The sequence below is a fragment of the Mesorhizobium sp. LNHC232B00 genome, assembly GCF_000502435.1.
GTDB lineage: Bacteria > Pseudomonadota > Alphaproteobacteria > Rhizobiales > Rhizobiaceae > Mesorhizobium > Mesorhizobium opportunistum.
In genome coordinates, this window is the sequence record NZ_AYWP01000003.1 from 623,698 (window position 1) to 643,186 (window position 19,489).

The 19,489-nt window shown below is 63.7% G+C and carries 15 protein-coding genes and 1 pseudogene; 10 read left to right on the plus strand and 6 right to left on the minus strand.

Annotated elements, in window-relative coordinates:
* The first annotated feature begins 16 nt into the window (after positions 1-16).
* The 3 genes from X743_RS161385 (at position 17) to X743_RS161375 (ending at position 2,688) form a co-directional block, all read left to right on the plus strand.
* Positions 17-2,071 (plus strand): bifunctional aldolase/short-chain dehydrogenase, encoded by a 2,055-nt coding sequence (locus tag X743_RS161385; RefSeq protein WP_023764620.1) that lies wholly within the window; start codon positions 17-19, stop codon positions 2,069-2,071.
* 85 nt (positions 2,072-2,156) lie between these two features.
* Positions 2,157-2,414, plus strand: a complete 258-nt coding sequence (locus X743_RS161380) for a type II toxin-antitoxin system RelB/DinJ family antitoxin (RefSeq protein ID WP_023764621.1) — start codon at positions 2,157-2,159, stop codon at positions 2,412-2,414.
* 1 nt (position 2,415) lies between these two features.
* Positions 2,416-2,688, plus strand: a complete 273-nt coding sequence (locus tag X743_RS161375; protein ID WP_023764622.1) for a type II toxin-antitoxin system mRNA interferase toxin, RelE/StbE family — start codon at positions 2,416-2,418, stop codon at positions 2,686-2,688.
* An 83-nt stretch (positions 2,689-2,771) separates the two neighbouring features.
* Here X743_RS161375 and X743_RS161370 read toward each other — a convergent pair whose 3' ends face one another.
* The 3 genes and pseudogenes from X743_RS161370 to X743_RS161365 all read right to left on the minus strand — a co-directional run bounded on the left by X743_RS161370 (position 2,772) and on the right by X743_RS161365 (position 6,470).
* Complete coding sequence (locus X743_RS161370) at positions 2,772-3,824, minus strand: substrate-binding domain-containing protein (RefSeq protein ID WP_023764623.1); 1,053 nt, start codon at positions 3,822-3,824, stop codon at positions 2,772-2,774.
* Positions 3,825-3,872: 48 nt separating this feature from the next.
* A pseudogene (locus tag X743_RS01000000168730) lies at positions 3,873-4,876 on the minus strand (ABC transporter permease).
* Between the two features lie 82 nt (positions 4,877-4,958).
* Entirely contained in the window at positions 4,959-6,470 is a 1,512-nt protein-coding gene (locus X743_RS161365) for a sugar ABC transporter ATP-binding protein (protein WP_023764624.1), read from the minus strand.
* Positions 6,471-6,607: 137 nt separating this feature from the next.
* Between X743_RS161365 and mtnK the strand changes: the two genes are divergently transcribed.
* Both mtnK and mtnA read left to right on the plus strand, forming a co-directional pair.
* Positions 6,608-7,882: an S-methyl-5-thioribose kinase gene (gene mtnK / locus X743_RS161360; RefSeq protein WP_023764625.1), complete on the plus strand. Its 1,275-nt coding sequence runs from the start codon at positions 6,608-6,610 to the stop codon at positions 7,880-7,882.
* Positions 7,879-8,973: an S-methyl-5-thioribose-1-phosphate isomerase gene (mtnA, locus tag X743_RS161355; RefSeq protein WP_023764626.1), complete on the plus strand. Its 1,095-nt coding sequence runs from the start codon at positions 7,879-7,881 to the stop codon at positions 8,971-8,973. The genes mtnK and mtnA overlap by 4 nt, the downstream gene beginning before the upstream one ends.
* 28 nt (positions 8,974-9,001) lie before the next feature.
* Here mtnA and X743_RS161350 read toward each other — a convergent pair whose 3' ends face one another.
* From X743_RS161350 to nanR, 3 genes are all read right to left on the minus strand, one after another.
* Entirely contained in the window at positions 9,002-9,802 is an 801-nt protein-coding gene (locus X743_RS161350) for a TIM barrel protein (RefSeq protein WP_023764627.1), read from the minus strand.
* Between the two features lie 60 nt (positions 9,803-9,862).
* Positions 9,863-10,783 (minus strand): phosphogluconate dehydrogenase C-terminal domain-containing protein, encoded by a 921-nt coding sequence (locus X743_RS161345; RefSeq protein WP_023764628.1) that lies wholly within the window; start codon positions 10,781-10,783, stop codon positions 9,863-9,865.
* A 245-nt stretch (positions 10,784-11,028) separates the two neighbouring features.
* A complete protein-coding gene (gene nanR, locus X743_RS161340) occupies positions 11,029-11,742 on the minus strand; it encodes a transcriptional regulator NanR (RefSeq protein ID WP_023764629.1) in 714 nt (237 codons plus the stop codon).
* Positions 11,743-12,102: 360 nt separating this feature from the next.
* On the opposite strand from nanR, the gene X743_RS161335 reads away from it, so the two are divergent.
* The 5 genes from X743_RS161335 to X743_RS161315 form a co-directional block, all read left to right on the plus strand.
* Positions 12,103-13,125 carry an ABC transporter substrate-binding protein gene (locus X743_RS161335; RefSeq protein WP_023764630.1) on the plus strand — a complete coding sequence of 341 codons (1,023 nt, stop codon included), beginning with the start codon at positions 12,103-12,105 and terminating at the stop codon, positions 13,123-13,125.
* Between the two features lie 68 nt (positions 13,126-13,193).
* Positions 13,194-15,668 carry an ATP-binding cassette domain-containing protein gene (locus tag X743_RS161330; protein WP_023764631.1) on the plus strand — a complete coding sequence of 825 codons (2,475 nt, stop codon included), beginning with the start codon at positions 13,194-13,196 and terminating at the stop codon, positions 15,666-15,668.
* Positions 15,665-16,696 (plus strand): ABC transporter permease, encoded by a 1,032-nt coding sequence (locus X743_RS161325; RefSeq protein WP_023764632.1) that lies wholly within the window; start codon positions 15,665-15,667, stop codon positions 16,694-16,696. Before X743_RS161330 ends, X743_RS161325 begins: the two co-directional genes overlap by 4 nt.
* Positions 16,697-16,806: 110 nt before the next feature.
* Positions 16,807-17,634: a phosphogluconate dehydrogenase C-terminal domain-containing protein gene (locus X743_RS161320; RefSeq protein WP_023764633.1), complete on the plus strand. Its 828-nt coding sequence runs from the start codon at positions 16,807-16,809 to the stop codon at positions 17,632-17,634.
* A gap of 425 nt (positions 17,635-18,059) precedes the next feature.
* Positions 18,060-19,489 (plus strand): IS4 family transposase (locus X743_RS161315; protein ID WP_198028418.1); only part of this gene is annotated, 1,430 nt, incomplete at its 3' end.

Here is a 19,489-nt window from a genome sequence, read left to right on the forward strand (position 1 = left end):
ACTGGACGAACCGAACATGAAGAATTTGTGGAACGACGACACGGCCGAGAAACTCGTTGCCGACTATGCCAAGAAGCGTGTCGGCCGCGACCTCGCCTTGCGTGTCTATACGACGCGGCTTTTGGGCGGCGTGCCGCAGTTGGTCCTGCATGGCGGCGGCAACACCTCCTGCAAGATCAAGGCGACCGACCTGGTCGGCGATGAATGGGATGTGCTGTGCGTCAAGGGCAGCGGCTGGGACATGGCCATCATCGAGCCGCAAGGCCTGCCGGCGGTCAAGATGGGCGCCCTGCTCAAGGCCCGCGCACTGGAAAAGCTCTCCGACGAGGACATGGTCGCGCTGCAGCGGGCGAACCTGATCGACCCCGCCTCGCCCAACCCATCGGTCGAGACGCTGCTGCATGCCTTCCTGCCGCACAAATTCGTCGACCACACCCATTCGACCGCCATCCTTGCCATCGTCGACCAGGAAGACTCGAAGCCGTTGGTGAAGAGGGTGTTCGGGAGCAAGATGGGTTATGTGCCCTACATCATGCCCGGCTTCGATCTCGCCAAGGCGGCGGCCGACGTCTTCGATGCCGACCCGACGGTCGAGGGCCTGATCCTCGACAAGCATGGCATCTTCACCTTCGGCGACGATGCCAAGCAAGCCTATGACCGAATGATCCACTACGTGAATGTCGCAGAGGATTATGTGGCCAAGCACGCCAAGCCGAAGGCGGCAAAGGCCGCGCTGCCGGCAAGGCTCGCGACGCCGGCTTCCATCGCACCGATGCTGCGTGGTGCTGTAGCGTTTGCGCGCGGCGAAGGCCGCTTCGACCGCATGATCTCCGATTTCCGCACCTCAGACGCCATTGTCGATTTCATCAATTCGGCGGAGATCGCCGACTATGCGGGACGCGGCGTGTCGACGCCGGATCTGTCGATCCGCATCAAGACCGGTCCGATGGCGGTGCCGGCGCCCGATGCCGACAAGGCCGGCGACTACAAGGCCGTCATCAAGAGCCATGTCGACGCCTTCGCCAAGGATTACCGCGCCTATTTCGAGACCAATGACGCGCTCGACGACGTCAAGCGCACCATGCTCGACCCGATGCCACGGCTGACGCTGGTGCCGGGGCTCGGCATGTTCGGCCACGGCCGCACGCTGAAGGATGCCAGGATCGCCTCCGATGTCGGCGAGATGTGGATCGAGGCGGTGCGTGGCGCCGAAGCTGTCGGCCGTTTCCATCCGCTGTCCAAGGCCGACCTGTTCCCGCTCGAATACTGGTCGCTCGAACAGGCCAAGCTCGCCTCCAACAAGCCGAAGCCGCTGACCGGCCAAGTGGTGCTGATCACCGGGGGTGCCGGCGCGATTGGCGCGGCGACGGCAAAACTGTTCGCCGATAATGGCGCCCATGCAGTCGTTGTCGATCTCGATGGCGACAAGGCCACCGATGCGGCGAAGAAGGCCGGCAACAATTCGATCGGTGTGGCCGCCGATATCACCGACCCAAGCCAAGTGCGTGCCGCCTTTGACAAGGCGGTCGCTGTCTTCGGCGGCGTCGACATTCTCGTCTCCAATGCGGGCGCGGCGTGGGAAGGCCGGATCGGCGAGCTTGACGACGCGCTGTTGCGCAAAAGCTTCGAGCTGAACTTCTTCGCTCACCAGTCGGTGGCGCAGAACGCCGTGCGCATCATGCTCGAACAGGGCACTGGCGGTGTGCTTCTGTTCAATACTTCCAAGCAGGCGGTCAACCCGGGCCCGAAATTCGGCGCCTATGGCGTGCCGAAGGCAGCGACGCTGTTCCTGTCCAGGCAGTACGCGCTCGACTATGGCGCCCACGGCATCCGCTCGAACGCCGTCAACGCCGACCGCATCCGCTCGGGGCTTTTGACCGATGCCATGATCGCCAGCCGCTCGGGCGCGCGCGGCCTGTCGGAGAAGGAATACATGTCCGGCAATTTGCTCGGCCAGGAAGTCACGGCGCAGGACGTGGCGCAAGCCTTCCTGCACCACGCGCTGGCCGAACGCACCACCGCCGACGTGACGACTGTCGATGGCGGCAACATCGCGGCGGCCATGAGGTAGGGCAATCACGTACAGCGCACGACAGTCGCTTGCATGAACACCATTTTGTAGCTACATTGTGGCTCAGATATCAAGGAGTCACAATATGGCAACGGATACGGTGGTGCGCGCTCGGATCGATACGGCGACAAAGGATCAAGCTACGGAAGCCTTGGCGGCCATGGGACTATCGGTTTCCGACGCCATTCGTCTACTGCTGGTCCGCGTCGCTGCCGACAAGGAATTTCCCTTTCCGGTGAAGGTGCCGAACGCGACCACTCGGAAGGCAATGGCCGAATTGGAAAAAGGCAAGGGCGAGCGTTTCGCCTCGGCCAATGAGTTGTTCAAGGATTTGGGCATCTGACATGCTGACGCCCGTTCGCTCCGGGCAATTCCGCAGGGATGTGAAGCGTATGGAGAAACGCGGCAAAGACCTTGCTAAGTTGCGCGAGCTGCTGGCCCTACTGGTCGCCGGGCAGGAACTGCCGGCGATTTACAAGGATCACCCTCTGAAAGGTGATTGGAAGGGCTATCGTGACGCGCACGTGGAACCGGATTGGCTCTTGATCTACCGCATTGCCGACGATGAACTGCGGCTTGCCCGCACCGGCTCCCACTCCGATTTATTCAACGAGTGAAACCAACAAAAAGCCGCCTGCAACAGGCGCTGCAAGCGGCTTTCGGTTTCTAATTGTGAGCGAATCCAGGTATCGGATTTGGCCTACTTCGCGTTCGGGTTCGGCATCCATGCCGGCATGGCGACATCGGCATGGGCGAACTGCGGGAGCTTGGCCGACAGGTCTTCCATGTTCTTGATGTCCTTGTCGATCAGCTCCTTCTGCGTGATCAGCGTCGGTGGCACAATGACGTTGTGGCCGGGATCCTCACCGGCCAGCAATTGCGCCAGCGCACGCACCGAGACCTGGCCGACGACGGCCGGGTTGGTGGCCGCGGTTGCGGCCCAGGCGCTGTCGGACTCGCGCATGGCAGCAATGTCGGAGGTCGAGATATCGGCCGAATAGATCTTGATGCCCTTGTTCAGGCCGGCTTCGTCGACAGCGATTTTCACGCCCTTGGCGAATTCGTCATAGGGGGCGAACATCACCTTGATGTCGGGGTGAGCCGACAGCACCGAGCGCGCCTGGTTGGCGACCGAGTTGGCGATCGGATTGTCCAGCGTGCCGAACATCGCGACTTCCTTGATGCCGGCATATTTCTTCTTCACGTCGACCCAGGTCTCGTTGCGGCGGTCGAGCGGCGCGATGCCGGCGACATAGACGTAACCGGCATTCCAGCTCTCGCCATTGTCCTTGACCGCCTGTTCAAGTGCCAGGCGCGCCAGATCCTTGTCGGACTGTTCGATCTGCGGGATCTTGGGATTTTCGACATTGACGTCGAAGGCCACCACCTTGATGCCGGCGTCGACCGCGCGCTGCGCGGCGTCCTTCATCGATTCCGTCAGGCCGTGCTGGATGATGATCCCCTGAACGCCAAGTGCGATGGCCTGGTCGACCATGTCAGATTGAAGCGCTGCATCCTGGCGGCTGTCGAGGACGCGCAGGTCGATGCCCAGCGCCTTCGACTGTGCCTCGACGCCCGAAAGATAGGCCTGGAAGAAGTCGCCGGTCGAGAGGTAGCGCACCAGCGCGATCTTGACGCCGGGCTTGTCGAACGGCGCCGGCTTGTCGGCGGCCAGCGCGGGGACCTGCATCAGCATGGTTGCGCCGGCGAGCCCGAGCGCCACCTTCCCCAGAAGTCTTCTTGTGATGTTCACCTTGTTTTCCTCCACTCTTGTTGAACCCAAAATCCTGTCCGGTCTAAATTACCCCCTGCCCCTGCCCGACAGGGCAAAGGTGAAGACAAGGGCGACGACCAGAACCACGCCCTTGACGAAATCCTGCGTGTAGTAAGGCGCGTTCATCATCGTCAGGCCTTGCAGCAAGATGCCGACGAACAGCGCGCCGACAGCGGTGCCGAAGGCGTTCGGCTTGGCGGCGCCCAGCACCGCGTAGCCGATCAGCGCCGCGGCAACCGCATCGAGCAGCAGATTATTACCCGAGGCGATGTCACCGCGTCCAAGCCGGGCGGCGAGCAAAATGCCGCCGATCGAGGCAAAAACTCCTGAAATAACGTAGGCCCAGATCTTGTATGCCTTGACAGGCGCGCCGGCGAGTTCGGCGGCGCGCTGGTTGGAGCCGACCGCATACATCATGCGGCCGAAACGGGTGTATTCGAGGAAGAACCAGATCAGCACGGCGAGCACCAGCAGCACCACGACCGACACCGGAATGAGGTTCGGAATGAAGAAGTCGAAGCGGTGGCGGCCGAGCGCCAGGAAGGCGTCGGAGAATTTGCCGTTGGCGACCGAGCCATCGGGCATGGTCATGCCGGTGGCGATCGAGCGGCCCTCCGTCGGGATGCGCTGCAGGCCGACGAGCAGGAACATCATGCCAAGCGTCGCCAACAAATCCGGCACGCGCATATAGACGATCAGCCAGCCATTGATCAGGCCGACAATGGCGCCGATGAGCAGGCAGACGACGACCGCGACGACCACGTTCTGCTCCAGCACCACCATGACATAGGCGGCAGCCATCATGGCCGACGTGGCGACCGAACCGATCGAGAGATCAAAGCCGCCGACGACCAGCGTGGCGGTGACGCCCAGCGCCAGCACGCCGGTGATGGCGACCGACTGGAAGATGAAGACGGCACTTTGCGGCGAGACGAACNGACGAACCCGTCGGCCGCGATCGCGAAATAGGCGACCAGCCCGAACAGAAGGACGATGAATCCGTAACGGATGGCGTAGTCGCGAAGCGTCATTCAGCGCTTCCCCGCGCGGTTGCCATCTTCACCCAACTCCAACTCATGATCTCGCCATTCCAATTTCCATTCGCCGCCACATTCAAGCCGCGCTGTGAAGCGGTCCGCCGGCGACCTCGGCCAGCAGGCGATCAAGATCGACATCGGCATTGCGGTGTTCGCCGACGATTGTGTGCTCCGACATCACCAGGATGCGATCGGCCGTCTCCAGCGCCTCGTCGATTTCGGTGACGAACAAAAGCGTCGCGCGGCCATTGGCGCTGGCTCTCAGCTTGGCGGCGATATCGCGCCTGGCCGAAATGTCGACCCCTTGGAATGGCTCGTCGAGAATGAACAGCGCCGCATCCTGCGCCATCCAGCGGGCGACCATCACCTTCTGCTGGTTGCCGCCGGACAGTGCCGACATCTCGTCCTTCTCGGAGCGGCAGACAATGCCCAACTCCTCGATCTGCCGGCGCGCGGTGGCGCGTTCGCGGCGGCGCCTGAGCACGCTGAAGTTCGACATCCGCTTCAGGAACGGCAGGCTGATATTGCGCTCGATGTTGAAGCCGCCGACGATGCCGCTGGTGGCGCGGTCCTTGGCGACGAGGAACACGCCGGCGGCAATCGCATCGCCGGCCGAGCGCGGCATATAGGGCTTGCCGTTCATCGTCATGGTGCCCGCGAACGGCTTGCGCACACCGAACAGCGTTTCGGCAAGCGCCGTCTTGCCGACACCGACGAGACCGGTGATGGCAACGACCTCGCCATCGCCAAGCGTCAGCGAGATTGGCTTGGCGCCGTTCGCGATGCGAAGGTTTTCGACCGTCAGAACCGGCTTAGCTGAACTCCTGGCAACGATCTGGTCGAGGCGGATCTTGCGGCCGAGCATGGCGTTGACGGCGCCCTCATAGTCGAGCGGCTTGGTGTCGAAGGCGCCCGAGACGACGCCATCGCGCATCGAGACGATGCGATCGGCCAGCCGCCGGATGTCCGACATGCGGTGCGAGATATAGAGGATCGCCACGCCTTGCTCGCGCAGCCTGTCGACCAGCGCGAACAGCCGGTCGGCCTCGGCGCTGGAGAGCGACGAGGTCGGCTCGTCGAGGATCAGCACTTTCGGCTGGTGCGCCAGGGCACGCGCAATCGCCACCATCTGGCGATCGGCCAGCGAAAGATCGTTGACCCGCGCCTTCAGATCGATGGCCAATCCCATGCGGTCGGCAACCGCCTTGGCTTCGCGGCGCACGCGCACCGGATTGAACAGGGTCGGCACGCCCCGGCCGCTCAGCCTGTCGAGCGTCAGGTTGGTGGCGACATCGAGGTCGGCGACAACGCCATCGTTGATGTTCTGGTGCACGGTGACGACGCCGGAGCGGATCGCTTCGGCGGGTGTGTTCGGCGCAAAATCCTGGTCGGCCAGCGTCATGGTGCCGCCGCCATTTTCGTAGACGCCGCTGACGATCTTGACGAGGGTGGATTTGCCGGCGCCGTTGGCGCCCATCAGCACCGTCACTTCACCGGCGTGCAGCTCCAGCGAGACGCCGCCAAGCACCTCGTTGCGGCCAAAGGATTTCCTCAGTCCCTCTACGCGGAACACGGCACTGCCGACCATGCGTTCCTCCCTGACCGTGACGCTAGGGTCTATGCCGGCAATTGTCAACACGATTGACAATTGCCAGATAGCTTCCTAGCTTGGCCCAGCCGCTAAGGCTCCCCTATGATCGGAGCGCACAGGCGGGAGGGAGAAGAATGACCGGAAAATTGCCGTTCGAAGCACTGTCCGTGGAGACGCTTGCGATGCGCCTCGGCACGAACGAGGCGTTGTGCGCGAGGATCGGCAAGGACGCCAACGCATGGAAGGTGCGCGAGGTTGGCGATGGCAATCTCAACCTAGTGTTCATCGTCGAGGGCGCCTTGGGCGCTGCCGTCGTCAAGCAGGCCCTGCCCTATGTCCGCCTCGTGGGCGACAGCTGGCCGCTGCCCTTGAAACGTTCGTTCTTCGAATACCACGCGCTGACGAGGCAAGAGGCGCGCGCGCCTGGCTCCGTTCCGGCGATCTACTATTTCGATGAAGGCCAGGCGCTGATCATCATGGAGTATCTGGCGCCGCCGCACATCATCCTACGCCGCGCCCTGATCGACGGACGGCAGTTGCCGAACATCGCCAGGGACATCGGCCTGTTCATGGCCCGCACGCTGTTTCGCGGCTCCGACCTGTCGATGGTGACCAAGGACCGCAAGGCCGACCTGGCGCTGTTCGCCGACAATGTCGAGCTTTGCGACATCACCGAGAACCTGGTGTTCTCCGATCCCTATTTCGACGCCAAACTGAACCGGCATACCTCGCCGCAGCTCGACGCCCTCGTCGCCGAACTGCGCGCCGACCGGGACCTGAAGGTCGAGGCGCAGCGGCTGAAGCACATCTTCGCCGCCAATGCCGAAACGCTGCTGCATGGCGACCTGCATTCCGGCTCGATCATGGTCACCGACCAAGAAACACGGATGATCGATCCGGAGTTCGCCTTCTATGGTCCGATGGCGTTCGACGTCGGCATGCTGCTCGCCAATTTCTGGATGTCGTTCTTTTCGCAGCGCGGACAGGAGCAGAACGGCAAGCGCGATGCCATGCGCGCCTATCTGCTTGAGGTCACGACGGAGACCTGGGCCGTGTTCCGCGCCGAATTCTCGCATCTGTGGCGCACCGAGCGCACCGGCATGCTCTATCAAAAAAGTCTGTTCGAGGACCAGGGCGACATACTCGCCGCCGAGCAGGCGCTCGACCATGTGCTGCACCAGATCTGGACCGATCTGCTCGGTTTTGCCGGCATCGAGGTGCACCGGCGCATCCTCGGCCTCGCCCACAATGCCGATTTCGAGACCATTGCCGATGAAGATTTGCGCGCCAGTTGTGAGGCGAAGGCACTGAAATTTGGCCGCCACATCGCCGTCAGCCGGCGGCAGATCCACAGCATCGACGAGGTCAACAAGCTGGCCGTGCTGATCGAACAGGAGAACGGAATTTGAACGTCGGCGATCGCCACTATCGGACCATCTGGCTGAGCGACGACGGGCGTTCGGTCGAAATCATCGACCAGCGCTGGCTGCCGCATGATTTCCGCATCGAGACAGTCGACACCGTCGCCGGCATCGCCACCGCCATCCGCGACATGTGGGTGCGCGGCGCGCCGCTGATCGGTGTCACCGCTGCCTATGGCGTCGCCATGCAGATGGCTGACGATGCGTCCGACCAGGCGCTCGATGCGGTATGGGAGACCTTGCACGAGACGCGCCCGACGGCGATCAACCTGCGCTGGGCGCTCGATGAGATGCGGCGCTTCCTCAAACCGCTGCCAACAGAACAACGTGCCGAAGCCGCCTATCGGCGCGCCGGTGAAATCGCCGACGAGGATGTTGGGCTGAACCGCGCCATCGGCGAGAACGGACTTGCCATCATCAAAGCGATCGCCGCGCGCAAACAGCCTGGCGAGCCGGTCAACATCCTCACCCACTGCAATGCCGGCTGGCTGGCCACCGTCGACTATGGCACCGCCACCGCGCCGATCTACCTGGCTGTCGAGGCCGCCATTCCGGTCCATGTCTATGTCGACGAGACGCGGCCGCGTAACCAGGGCGCCCAGCTCACCGCGTGGGAGATGGCCGGCCATGGCGTGCCGCACACGCTGATCGTCGACAATGCGGGCGGCCATCTGATGCAGCGCGGCGCAATCGACATGGTCATCGTCGGCACCGACCGCACCACCGCCGACGGCGATGTCTGCAACAAGATCGGCACATATCTCAAGGCGCTGGCCGCCGCCGACAATGACGTGCCGTTCTATGTCGCCCTGCCCTCGCCGACCATCGACTGGACGGTGCATGACGGGCTGGCCGAGATCCCGATCGAGCAGCGCTCGGCCGACGAAGTCTCCCTGGTATGGGGCAAGAACGCCGCCGGCGAGATCGCGCAGGTGCGCATCTCGCCCGAGGCGACGCCGGCGGCCAACCCGGCCTTCGACGTGACGCCGGCACGACTGGTGACCGGGCTGATCACCGAACGCGGTGTCGCCAAGGCATCGCGCGACGGCCTGAAGGCGATGTTCCCCGAACGGGGATAGCGCAAGCGCGGAATCCAAACTTCCCGGTTCAGGAAGCGCTGTTGCCCGCGATCTCCAGCGCGTTCACGAAATGCAGCGAGCGCTGCAGGGCGCGACGAATGATTGCCATGTCGACAGGTTCATTTCGTCGCTGGGGATCGCGGCGCTGCGGGCGCTCCAGGCGCAAGGGCAGTTCGATGCTGACCGGCAGCGTCGGGGGAAGCATCGCCCAGTACGGCTCGTAATCGATCGAGCCGTCGCCGACGGCACAGAATGCCCACCCCGAACCGGCACTGACAATGTCCTTCAAATGGGCATGGCCAACGGCTTGGAGAGCCGTCGCGATGTCTTCCGCAGGCTGCGTGGCCTCATCGCTGTAGGTGAAGACGTTGCCGGCGTCATGGTTCAGGCGGACATGCCGCGATCCGATTTCGCGGATGAAGCTCGCCCCCGATCGGGCGTTGCCAAGCAAATCGCCCTTGCCATGCCCGGGGTTCTCGAGTGCCAGGACGATGTCGGCCTGTTCCAGCCCCGGCAGAACGGCATCGATCGTCCGGCGGATACTCGCCCGGTTCGTCATTGGGCCGGCATTGGTGATCAGGAACGATGCGCCGAGACCGGAGACAAAGGCGACACGCCGCAACAGCGCGTCCACCGCATCAGGTCCCGACAGGTCGAGATGAGCCGAGACGGCATTGATGCCCAGCCCGGCACTGCCAGCCGTCTGGCGAAGCTTCGAGCCCTTGGTGTCGGTAAACATGCCTTCATCGAAATCGACATAGCCGCGAATGAAGGCCGGTTCGATATGGCTGGCACCAGCAGCCGCGATCTCCTCGATGGCCAATTCCATGGGATAGCCATCGAAGAGCGCGGTCGATACCGAGATTATCCGTGGCGTCGGAGGCAGCGCTCAGGCTCCCTTGCCGTAGACGATCAGCTCGGAGGCTTCCTTCACCTTGGCCGGGGACAAGGCCTCGCGCCAGTCGTCGCGGACCACGACACCCTTGGCGAAACGCATCAGGCGCAGCGCCGCATCGGACGGCACCTTTGGAGAGAAGCCGAACCACATGGCGATCTCGACATTGAGGTGGCCAATCAGAAAGTCGAGCGCGGCCTTTCTGGGAATGCCGTATTTGCGTTCGCATTCCTCGACGGCCTCGACCATGGTGTCGACGAAGGGCATGGCGATCATTTCGGAAAGGCCTGGCTCGAGGATTGCCAGTTGCTCGACGGTGACGCGGTGGCTGTCGATGATCGGCGACCACATCGCCTTGCACACCTCTTCACCAAGCGCATAGTCCTCCTCTGGGCCCTGCATCAGGGCGCAGNTCGGCGACCACATCGCCTTGCACACCTCTTCACCAAGCGCATAGTCCTCCTCTGGGCCCTGCATCAGGGCGCAGACGATCGACTGCCTGGCAATGCCGCCGTGATAGTCGCGGCGGGCGGCCCATTCCGTCTCCTCGTTGAACAGGGGCGGATGGCAGGGATGGCCGACAAAATAGGTCAGATCGGGCCGATCCTTCGGCAAGTCGCCGGCGTAAGGTGCGGCGGCGTCGAGAATGAGAAGCATCGCGCCGCTGGCGAGCATCGGCGATATCTGCCGTGCGACCTGGCCGATGATATTGTCCGGCAGGGCCATGACCACGACCTTGGCGCCGGGAACGCCCTCTTCCATCGAGACGGCGCTGATGCCGGCCTCCGACAGCCGCTTGCGGCCGGCCTCGCCGACTTCCACGGCACGGACATCGTAGCCCGCTTCGATCAGCTTGCGCGCGACACGGAAGCCCATCTTGCCTCCAGCTCCAAGCAACGCCACGGATATCGTCATTCGCTTCTCTCCCAATTGCCTTGACGGTGCGCCCGTGGCGCGCCGATTCAGCCGAACCCTTGCGGCGCGGCCTGATCTCCGGATGTGCGGCACCTGCCGCAGCCATCTTGCAGGCTGTGGAGATACGACCGGTCCATGCCGCGCCCGCGCTGGACGGACATCCATGGAGGTGATCGTTAGCATCAAAAAGATATCATGTCATCACATGAGTTTGGCGCTCAAAAATTTTTGCCCAATCCGGAGAGTCAGCCAGTCTCGCCGCCGGTCAGTTTCGAATACAGCTCATTGGCGCGGCCGATATGCTCGGCCATGGCGACGCTCGCGCCTTCCGGATCCCCGCTGGCGACCGCCTTGTAGATGCGTTCGTGCTCCTCGACGGTCAGGCGTTCGGCACCTTTGACCGCCACCAGGTCGCGCTTGAACCGGGATAGCCATTCGAGCATTCCCTTCGCCACGGCGGCGATCATGGAATTGCCGCTCATCTCGGCAATCACGGCGTGGAATTCCATGTCGGCGGCGACAAATCGCGCCTGGTCGCCCTTCGCGTCACGCAGGTGGCGCAGGGTCTCGGCAAGTCGTTCCAGGCTCTTGGCCGTGGCGCGCCGCGTGGCTATCCGCACCAGGCCGGTTTCCAGCAAGAGCCTGACTTCCTTGAGTTCTTCGAGGCCACGGGAGTTGGTCGCCAGCATCATGACCATCGCCGCGGAAACCTGATCGACGATCACCTCGGGCGTCGGATTGATGACGCGGGCACGTTCGCCGTGGGAAATCTTGATGAGGCCCATCTGCTGCAGCGTCAGCATGGCTTCGCGGATCGACGGACGCCCCACGCCGATCATCGTCATCAATTCCTTTTCCGACGGCAATTGAGATCCGGGCGGAAATTCAGACGTCGAGATCGCCGCCATCAACCGGTCGAGCACCTCCACGTACAATTTCTTCTTCTGGACCGGTTGCATGAATCCCTCCGCGATCATTCCCCGGCATATCGATCCCGAGTCGCACCGGCAGGCAAGGCCTCGCAATCAATTGACATTACATATATGATGACCTAACGTCCACTCGTGACCGGCGCCAGTATGCCAAGCGACCGGCCAAAAGAGTTGCCGGAGCGAGCCGTCCCAATTGGCCAAAGGCAAGAAACCCGACAGGCCACTCTCGCTCTCGTCAGCGCAAACAAATGAGTCCCGCTACCGGCTTGCCTATTTGGTATGCTGGTATAACATGTAGATGGTATGGTGTCTTTCCGAGGGTGGGACGCCGTTACGGAATGGCATGCAAGCCGACCATGCTGGCCGGTGTTTTTGGGAGGAAGTATCATGAAGTTTGCAATCGTAGCGGCGCTTGCCAGCGCCGCGCTGGGGAGCGTGTTCGCACTGCCGGCAATGGCGTCTCCGGACGCACCGGTGATCGCACTGACCAACGCCTATTACGGCAACACCTGGCGGCACCAGATGGTGGAGGCTTTCGAGGCCTCGGCCAAGGAAGCAAAGGCCGCTGGACAGATTTCCGACTACATCGTCATGAATGGCGACGGCTCGGTGGCGCAGCAGAACAGCCAGATCGCCGAACTGATCCTGAAGAAGGTCGACGTGCTTGCGGTCGATGCCGCCTCGGAAACCGCGGTCAACGGCATCATCGAGAAAGCCTGCAAGGCGGGCATCATCGTCGTGTCCTTCGATTCCGTCGCTTCGGCGCCTTGCAACTACCAGCTCAACTTCGACTTCAAGGGCTACAAGGCAACCCAGGCCGAGGCCGTCTTCAAGATGCTCGGCGGCAAGGGCAACGTCATCCAGGTGCGCGGCGTCAAGGGCTCGGCCCCCGACAACGACATGTTCAACGCCCAGCAGTCGGTGCTGGCGAAATATCCCGATATCAAGGTTGTCGCCACAGTCTATGGCCAGGCGACCGCCTCGGTCGCGCAGGCAGCCATCGCCAATGTCCTGCCCTCGCTGCCGCATGTTGATGCGGTGCTCGGCCAAGGCGGCAGCGACGATGTCGGCATCGCCCAGGCCTTCGTCCAATATGGTGGCGACTATGCTGGCAAGATGCCGATCATCGAAGGCGGCGGCGGCACCGATTTCGTCAAATGGTGGGCCGACGAGAATACCAAGAACGGCTACCAGACGGTCTCGATGAACACCACGCCCGGCATTGGCGGCGCCGCGTTCTGGCTCGGACTGTCGCTGCTCAAGGGCGCCAAGGCACCCAAGATGATGATCATGCCGGTGGCGACGGTCGACGCCAGCAATCTCAAGGAGTATGCCAAGCTGCCGGGCGGCCAGATCATCAGCCCCAGCTATTCGCTCGACTGGGTCAAGCAGAACCTCTTGAGCAAGTAACGCGACCAGCACAATGGATCGGGCGCCGAAGGTCGCCCGGTCCATGGCCGTGAAGAAACGGAGGACGAATGTCCCATCTTGCCGTTGCCGATCAGAAGGGTGCCGCCATGGCGCCCGCCGCCTCGATCCGGCAGGAAATCGTCTCGCTTTCACAGATCACCAAGAGTTTCGGGCCGACGCTGGCGAATGCCGAGATCGACCTCGCCATTTCGGCCGGCGAGATCATCGGCCTCGTCGGCGGCAACGGCGCCGGCAAGTCGACGCTGATGCGCATTCTTTGCGGCACGATGTGGCCGACGCTGGGCTCGATCTCGTTCGCCGGCCAGGCGCTGAGCTTCGCCGGCTACGACACCGCGGAAGCGCAGCGGCGCGGCATCCGCATGGTGCACCAGGAACTGTCGCTGTGCGCCAACCTCTCCGTGGCCGAGAACTTCTTCCTGGAAACACCCGCGGACGCGGCGAGCCGGCCAGGCTGGCGGACGCTTTACAGGGCCCGCGCGCGCTCGGCGCTGGATGCGGTGTTTCCCGGCAACGGCATCGATGTGGATGCCGAAATCGGCCAGCTCTCCATCGCCGAGCGGCAGATGGTCGAGATCGCCCGCGCCGCCGCCACTCCCGGCGTCAGGCTCATCGTTCTCGATGAGCCGACCTCCTCGCTCGATCTCGATCGCTCCAAGCAGTTGCGGGCTTTCATCCGCGCGCGGGCCAAGGCGGGGCTGGCCTTCATCTTCATCAGCCACAAGCTGAAGGAAATCATCGACATCGCCACACAGGTGGTGGTGCTGCGCAACGGGCGCACCGCCTGGCGCGGCGATGTGGCGGATACCTCGATCGACCGCCTGGTGCAGCTCATGGGCGGCGACGCCAATCCGGTCCACCAGCACGGCGCTGCCGCCGTCGGCAGCGGGGGCGCGCTGGTGTGCCTGTCCGGAGACCTGACATTCGAGCTCGGCCGCGACATCGAGATCGCGCGCGGTGAAATCGTCGGACTGGCGGGGCTCGAGGGCAGCGGCCAGAAGGAGCTGCTGCATGCCATCTTCAGGCCCGGAAAGGATGGCGCCGTCACCAGGACAGGCGAAGCCGGCTTCATTGCCGGCGACCGCCAGAAGGAAGGCGTATTTCCCCTCTGGAGCGTGCTGGGCAACATTTCCATCGGCAGCCTCGCGCGGCGCCCGGCGCTGGGCCTGGTCTCGGATCGGCTCAACCGCGAAACCGCGGCCGACGCCGCCGGCCGGCTACGGCTCGACGAAAGCCGCTTCGGGTCCAACATACTGGAGCTGAGCGGCGGCAATCAGCAGAAGGCGCTGGTGGCCCGCGCTCTCGTCGCCGACACGCCGATCATCCTGCTCGACGATCCTACGCGCGGCGTCGACATCGCCACCAAGCAGGATTTCTACCGGCTCTGCAACGACATCGCGCGCAGCGGACGGACCCTCGTCTGGCACACGACCGAGGACGCCGAGCTGTTGGCCTGCGACCGCGTGCTGGTCTTTGCCGGCGGCCGCATCGTCAAGGAACTGACCGGCGCGGCGATCACGGAGGCCGCGATCGTCGGGGCATCCTTCGCCCAGCAAGCCGACAAGCGCACCGACGCCGCGCAGAGCAATACCGGCGCGGCCGGGCTTGCCCGCAGGCTGGTGAACGCGGCTCCCTTCATCGGCCTCGCCGCCGTGCTGGCGGTGATGATCTCGGCCAACCCGGCGGTCGCCTCGATCTTCGGGCTCGACCTGCTTCTCATGCCGGCGCTGTCTCTGGTGCTGGTGACGGCAGCGCAGATGTTCATCGTCGGTGGCAGCGAAATCGATCTCGGCGTCGGCGCCTTCGCCGGCCTGGTCAGCGTGCTCAGCGCCACGCTGCTCTACGATCAGCCATGGCTCGGCGCACTGGCGCTTTTGGCGGCGGTCGCCGCCTATGCCGGTCTCGGCGGGCTGATCCAGGCGCGCAAGATCCCGGCCATCGTCGTCACGCTCGGCGCGTCCTTCATCTGGGTGGGGCTGGGCTATGCGCTGCAGCCCACGCCTGGCGGCGCCAGCCCTGAATGGCTGACCGCTCTGTTCGGCTGGTCTCTCGACTTCCTGCCAACGTCCATCATCCTCATCGCCGCGGTCGCCCTGGTGGTCTTGGTGATCGACCGGCTGCCGCTCGGCGTGGTGCTGCGCGGCTTCGGCAACAATCCCACGGCGATGATCCGCTCTGGCTGGTCGCCGACACGCTACGCGCTGGTGCGCTATCTCATCGCCGGGTTGTTCGCCGCCGCCGCGGGGCTTTCGCTGACGGCGATCAACACGGCGAGCGATATCAATTCCGGCAATTCCTTCACACTGCTCAGCGTCGCCGCCGTAGTGATGGGCGGCTGCTCGCTGCTCGGCGGCATCGTCTCTCCGGTCGGCGCCATCGCCGGCGCGGTGACGCTGTCGCTGATCGGCGCGCTGCTCGGCACGCTCAATGTCAGCAGCGACTACAACGCCGCGACGCAAGGGCTGATCCTCATCGCGCTCCTGACGCTGCGCGGCCTGACCGCGGACCGCCGGAGCGAACAATGAACGCGCTGTCCACCTTCACGTTCTGGGCGCAGAGGAACCGCTGGATCTGGGCGGCGATCGGGGTGTTGCTGCTCTGGCTGGTGCTCTCCGTGGTCACCAACCGGTTCAGCCTCTCCAGCCTGTCGGGCATCATTCTGTCGGCATCGTTCCTGACGGTCGTCGGCATCGGCCAGATGTTCGTCGTCACCACCGGACGCGGCAACATCGACCTTTCCGTCGCTTCGGTGATCACGCTCAGCGCCTTCGTCGCGCTGCTCACCATCAAGGGCCAGGATGCCAACCTTGCCATTGGCGTCGCCGCCGCCGTCCTGCTCGGCCTCGCGGTCGGGCTGCTCAATTCGCTGCTCGTCGTCGGCCTCGGCATTCCGGCCATCATCGCCACGCTGGCGACCGGCTATGTGCTGGCGACCGCGACGCTCTTGTCGAACAAGGCAATCCCCGGCTTTGCCGTCAGCCCAGCGCTGAAGAGCCTGGCGACCGGCCGCATTTCGGGTATTCCGATCATGGCCGTCATTGCCATCTTAGGGGTGATGGCCACCTCCTTCGTGCTGCGCTACACGGTGTTCGGCCAGGTTTTGTCGGCGGTCGGCCAGAACCGGACCGCCGCCCGGCTCGCCGCCATCAAGAACGGCCGGGTGATCGCGGCGGCCTTCATCATCTCGTCGGTGCTGGCCTCGCTCGATGGACTGCTGCTCGGCGCCTATATCGGCGGCGCTTTCCTTGAAATGGGCCAACCCTATCTGCTGCAGTCGATTGCTGCTGTCGTGCTCGGCGGCACGCTGATCTTCGGCGGGTCGGCGACAGCCCTCGGCACCCTGTTCGCCAGCATCCTGCTGATCCTGATCGTCACCACCATGCAGATCATCGGGCTGCCTCCGGGCGCCCAGGACATCGTCCAGGGCATCGTCGTCATCTTCGTGCTGGCGCTGGCTGGCCGACAGGCCCTGGCGCGGCGCGCTTCCGTCGATGTCACGGACGGGGCGGCTGCAAAGACAGCACCAGGCGCGGCCACACCTCGGCCAAAGTGACCAACAGCAACCGATGATTCCGCTTGCCAAATTGTGGTAGAGTGATCATACCAGTATGTGAGATGACGATCGCGCGACGGTCGCCTGTTTGATCAAGGAGCAAGGGCCAGATGACAACGATTGCACTGTTCGGTGCGGGCGGGAAAATGGGCTACCGCCTGACAACCAATTTTCGCGGCTCGGACTACAAGATCCGCCATGTCGAGATCAGCGAGGCCGGCAAGGAGCGCCTGAAGACCGGGCTGGGCATCGACACGGTCAGCGTCGACGAGGCGCTCAAGGGTGCCGAGGTCGTGATTCTGGCGGTGCCGGACACGCATATCGGCAAAGTCGCCACCGGCATCGAAAGCAAGCTTGCCCCAGGCACGATGGTGATCGTGCTGGATGCGGCAGCCCCCTTCGCCGGGCATCTGCCTGATCGTGCCGATCTTACCTATTTCGTCACCCATCCCTGCCATCCGCCGATCTTCAATGACGAGACCGACATGGCTGCCAAGAAGGACTTTTTCGGCGGCGTCAAGGCCAAGCAGCATTTCGTCAGCGCCCTGATGCAAGGGCCGGAGGACGACTACGCCAAGGGCGAGAAGATCGCCCAGATCATCTGGGCACCAGTGATGCGCTCGCACCGCGTGACGGTCGAACAGATGGCGCTGCTGGAGCCGGGCCTTTCAGAGACGGTATGCGCCTCGCTGCTCGTCGTCATGAAGGAAGCCCTCGACGAGGTCGTGGCGCGCGGCGTCGACCGGCAGGCGGCGCTCGATTTCCTGCTCGGCCACATGAATGTGCTCGGTGCCGTCATCTTCGGCGAGACCAAGGGCGTGTTCTCCGATGCCTGCAACAAGGCGATCGAATTCGGCAAGCCGGTGCTGATGCGCGACGACTGGAAGCGGGTCTTCGAACCGCAGGAGATCGCCGCCAGCATCCAGCGCATCACCTGAGAGGGCGCTGTCTTCCCTTCTCCCCTTGCGGGAGAAGGTGGCCTCGCTAAGCGAGGTCGGATGAGGGGTGCTCCAAGGAACGCTACGTCTCACTTCGCTGGAACACCCCTCAACCGTCTCGCCGCTGCGCGGCGATCCACCTTCTCCCACAAGGGGCTAGTGTGCGCACACATTTGCTTCGTGCTTTGATCAAGCGTGAAGAAGCGACGCCGGAAAATGGCTTGAAGCGTTTGANGTGCGCACACATTTGCTTCGTGCTTTGATCAAGCGTGAAGAAGCGACGCCGGAAAATGGCTTGAAGCGTTTGAATCGTATGTGATTCTGTAGCTGCCATTGTTGATTCTGGAGGCTTCGACGATGGCTTTGCTGCTTGGATACTTCGGCGACCTGCGCTTGCAAAAAAGGGGAGCATGGTTCTGGAGCGCATGTTTGCGCGTGTCAGCGCGGGCATGCGCCGGCTGGCCGACACGCGCGCGGAGAAGGTCGCGTTCACGCGCCTGTTTCGCAATCGCCACGTGAGCAAGCAAGAGATCATCCGCACGGCGGCGGCGCGCACCGCCGAAATGGCCGCCGGCCGCCACGTGCTGATCATCGAGGACAGCAGCGAGATCAACTATGAAGCCAAGGCTTCACGCAAGCGTGGCCTCGGCCGTGTCGGCAATGGCAAGGATATCGGGCTGTTCGTGCATCCGGCGCTGGCCGTGNAGGGGAGCATGGTTCTGGAGCGCATGTTTGCGCGTGTCAGCGCGGGCATGCGCCGGCTGGCCGACACGCGCGCCGAGAAGGTCGCGTTCACGCGCCTGTTTCGCAATCGCCACGTGAGCAAGCAAGAGATCATCCGCACGGCGGCGGCGCGAACCGCCGAAATGGCCGCCGGCCGCCACGTGCTGATCATCGAGGACAGCAGCGAGATCAACTATGAAGCCAAGGCTTCACGCAAGCGTGGCCTCGGTCGTGTCGGCAATGGCAAGGATATCGGGCTGTTCGTGCATCCGGCGCTGGCCGTGGATGCCGGGGACGGCTCGGTCCTGGGCCTTGCAGGCGCCACGATCTGGCGGCGCGAGGCAAAGAAGGCGCATGACTACCAGGCGCTGCCGATCGAAGCCAAGGAAAGCCACAAATGGATCGGCACCGCCAAGGCGGCATGCCAGGCGCTGACCGACACGCCGCAGATGACGGTGGTCGGCGACCGCGAAGCCGACATCTACGAAGTGTTTGCAAGGCTTCCCGGCGAGCGCACCCATGTGCTCATCCGCGCTGTACGGGATCGGGCTTTGGGCACGCGGGGCGAGCGCCTGTTCAGCGCGATCGCCAAGACGGCGGAAGCCGGCCGCATTGCCTTCGAGCTGCAGGCACGCCCTGGCCGGCCGGGTCGCACCGTCGAACCGGCCGTTCGCTTCACCGCGGTGAGCTTGCGCCAGCCCCGCCTTGGCGCCGACAGCCGCGATCCGCGCGAACTCACGCTCAACATGGTGGAAGTGCGCGAGATCGATCCACCTTCGGCCAAGGACGCGGTGATCTGGCGGCTGTTGACCACCCACAGCGTCGAAACACTCGCCGATGCCTGCCGCATCGTCGAGATGTATCGCTCGCGTTGGATCGTCGAGCAGTTGTTCCGGACCGTGAAGTCGCAGGCCATCGATCTGGAGGAAAGTCTCATCGCCGATGGCGATGCACTCGAACGCCTGGCCGCCGCCGCTCTGGTCGTCGCCACCAGGGTCATGCAACTCGTGCACGGGCGTGGTTCGCCGGGCCAGGGCTTCCAGGCCGCGCGCCTCTTTGATCCCACCGAGATCACCGTCCTGGACGTGCTCATCGCCAAGCTCGAAGGCAAGACCCAAAAGCAGAAGAACCC

What these genes read in the sequence shown, in the direction of transcription:
- X743_RS161385 (WP_023764620.1), top strand. Translation starts at nt 17, where the DNA reads ATGAAGAATTTGTGGAACGACGACACGGCCGAGAAACTCGTTGCCGAC.
- X743_RS161380 (WP_023764621.1), top strand. Translation starts at nt 2,157, where the DNA reads ATGGCAACGGATACGGTGGTGCGCGCTCGGATCGATACGGCGACAAAG.
- X743_RS161375 (WP_023764622.1), top strand. Translation starts at nt 2,416, where the DNA reads ATGCTGACGCCCGTTCGCTCCGGGCAATTCCGCAGGGATGTGAAGCGT.
- X743_RS161365 (WP_023764624.1), bottom strand. Translation starts at nt 6,470, where the DNA reads ATGGTCGGCAGTGCCGTGTTCCGCGTAGAGGGACTGAGGAAATCCTTT.
- mtnK (WP_023764625.1), top strand. Translation starts at nt 6,608, where the DNA reads ATGACCGGAAAATTGCCGTTCGAAGCACTGTCCGTGGAGACGCTTGCG.
- X743_RS161350 (WP_023764627.1), bottom strand. Translation starts at nt 9,802, where the DNA reads ATGGAATTGGCCATCGAGGAGATCGCGGCTGCTGGTGCCAGCCATATC.
- nanR (WP_023764629.1), bottom strand. Translation starts at nt 11,742, where the DNA reads ATGCAACCGGTCCAGAAGAAGAAATTGTACGTGGAGGTGCTCGACCGG.
- X743_RS161335 (WP_023764630.1), top strand. Translation starts at nt 12,103, where the DNA reads ATGAAGTTTGCAATCGTAGCGGCGCTTGCCAGCGCCGCGCTGGGGAGC.
- X743_RS161330 (WP_023764631.1), top strand. Translation starts at nt 13,194, where the DNA reads ATGTCCCATCTTGCCGTTGCCGATCAGAAGGGTGCCGCCATGGCGCCC.
- X743_RS161325 (WP_023764632.1), top strand. Translation starts at nt 15,665, where the DNA reads ATGAACGCGCTGTCCACCTTCACGTTCTGGGCGCAGAGGAACCGCTGG.
- X743_RS161320 (WP_023764633.1), top strand. Translation starts at nt 16,807, where the DNA reads ATGACAACGATTGCACTGTTCGGTGCGGGCGGGAAAATGGGCTACCGC.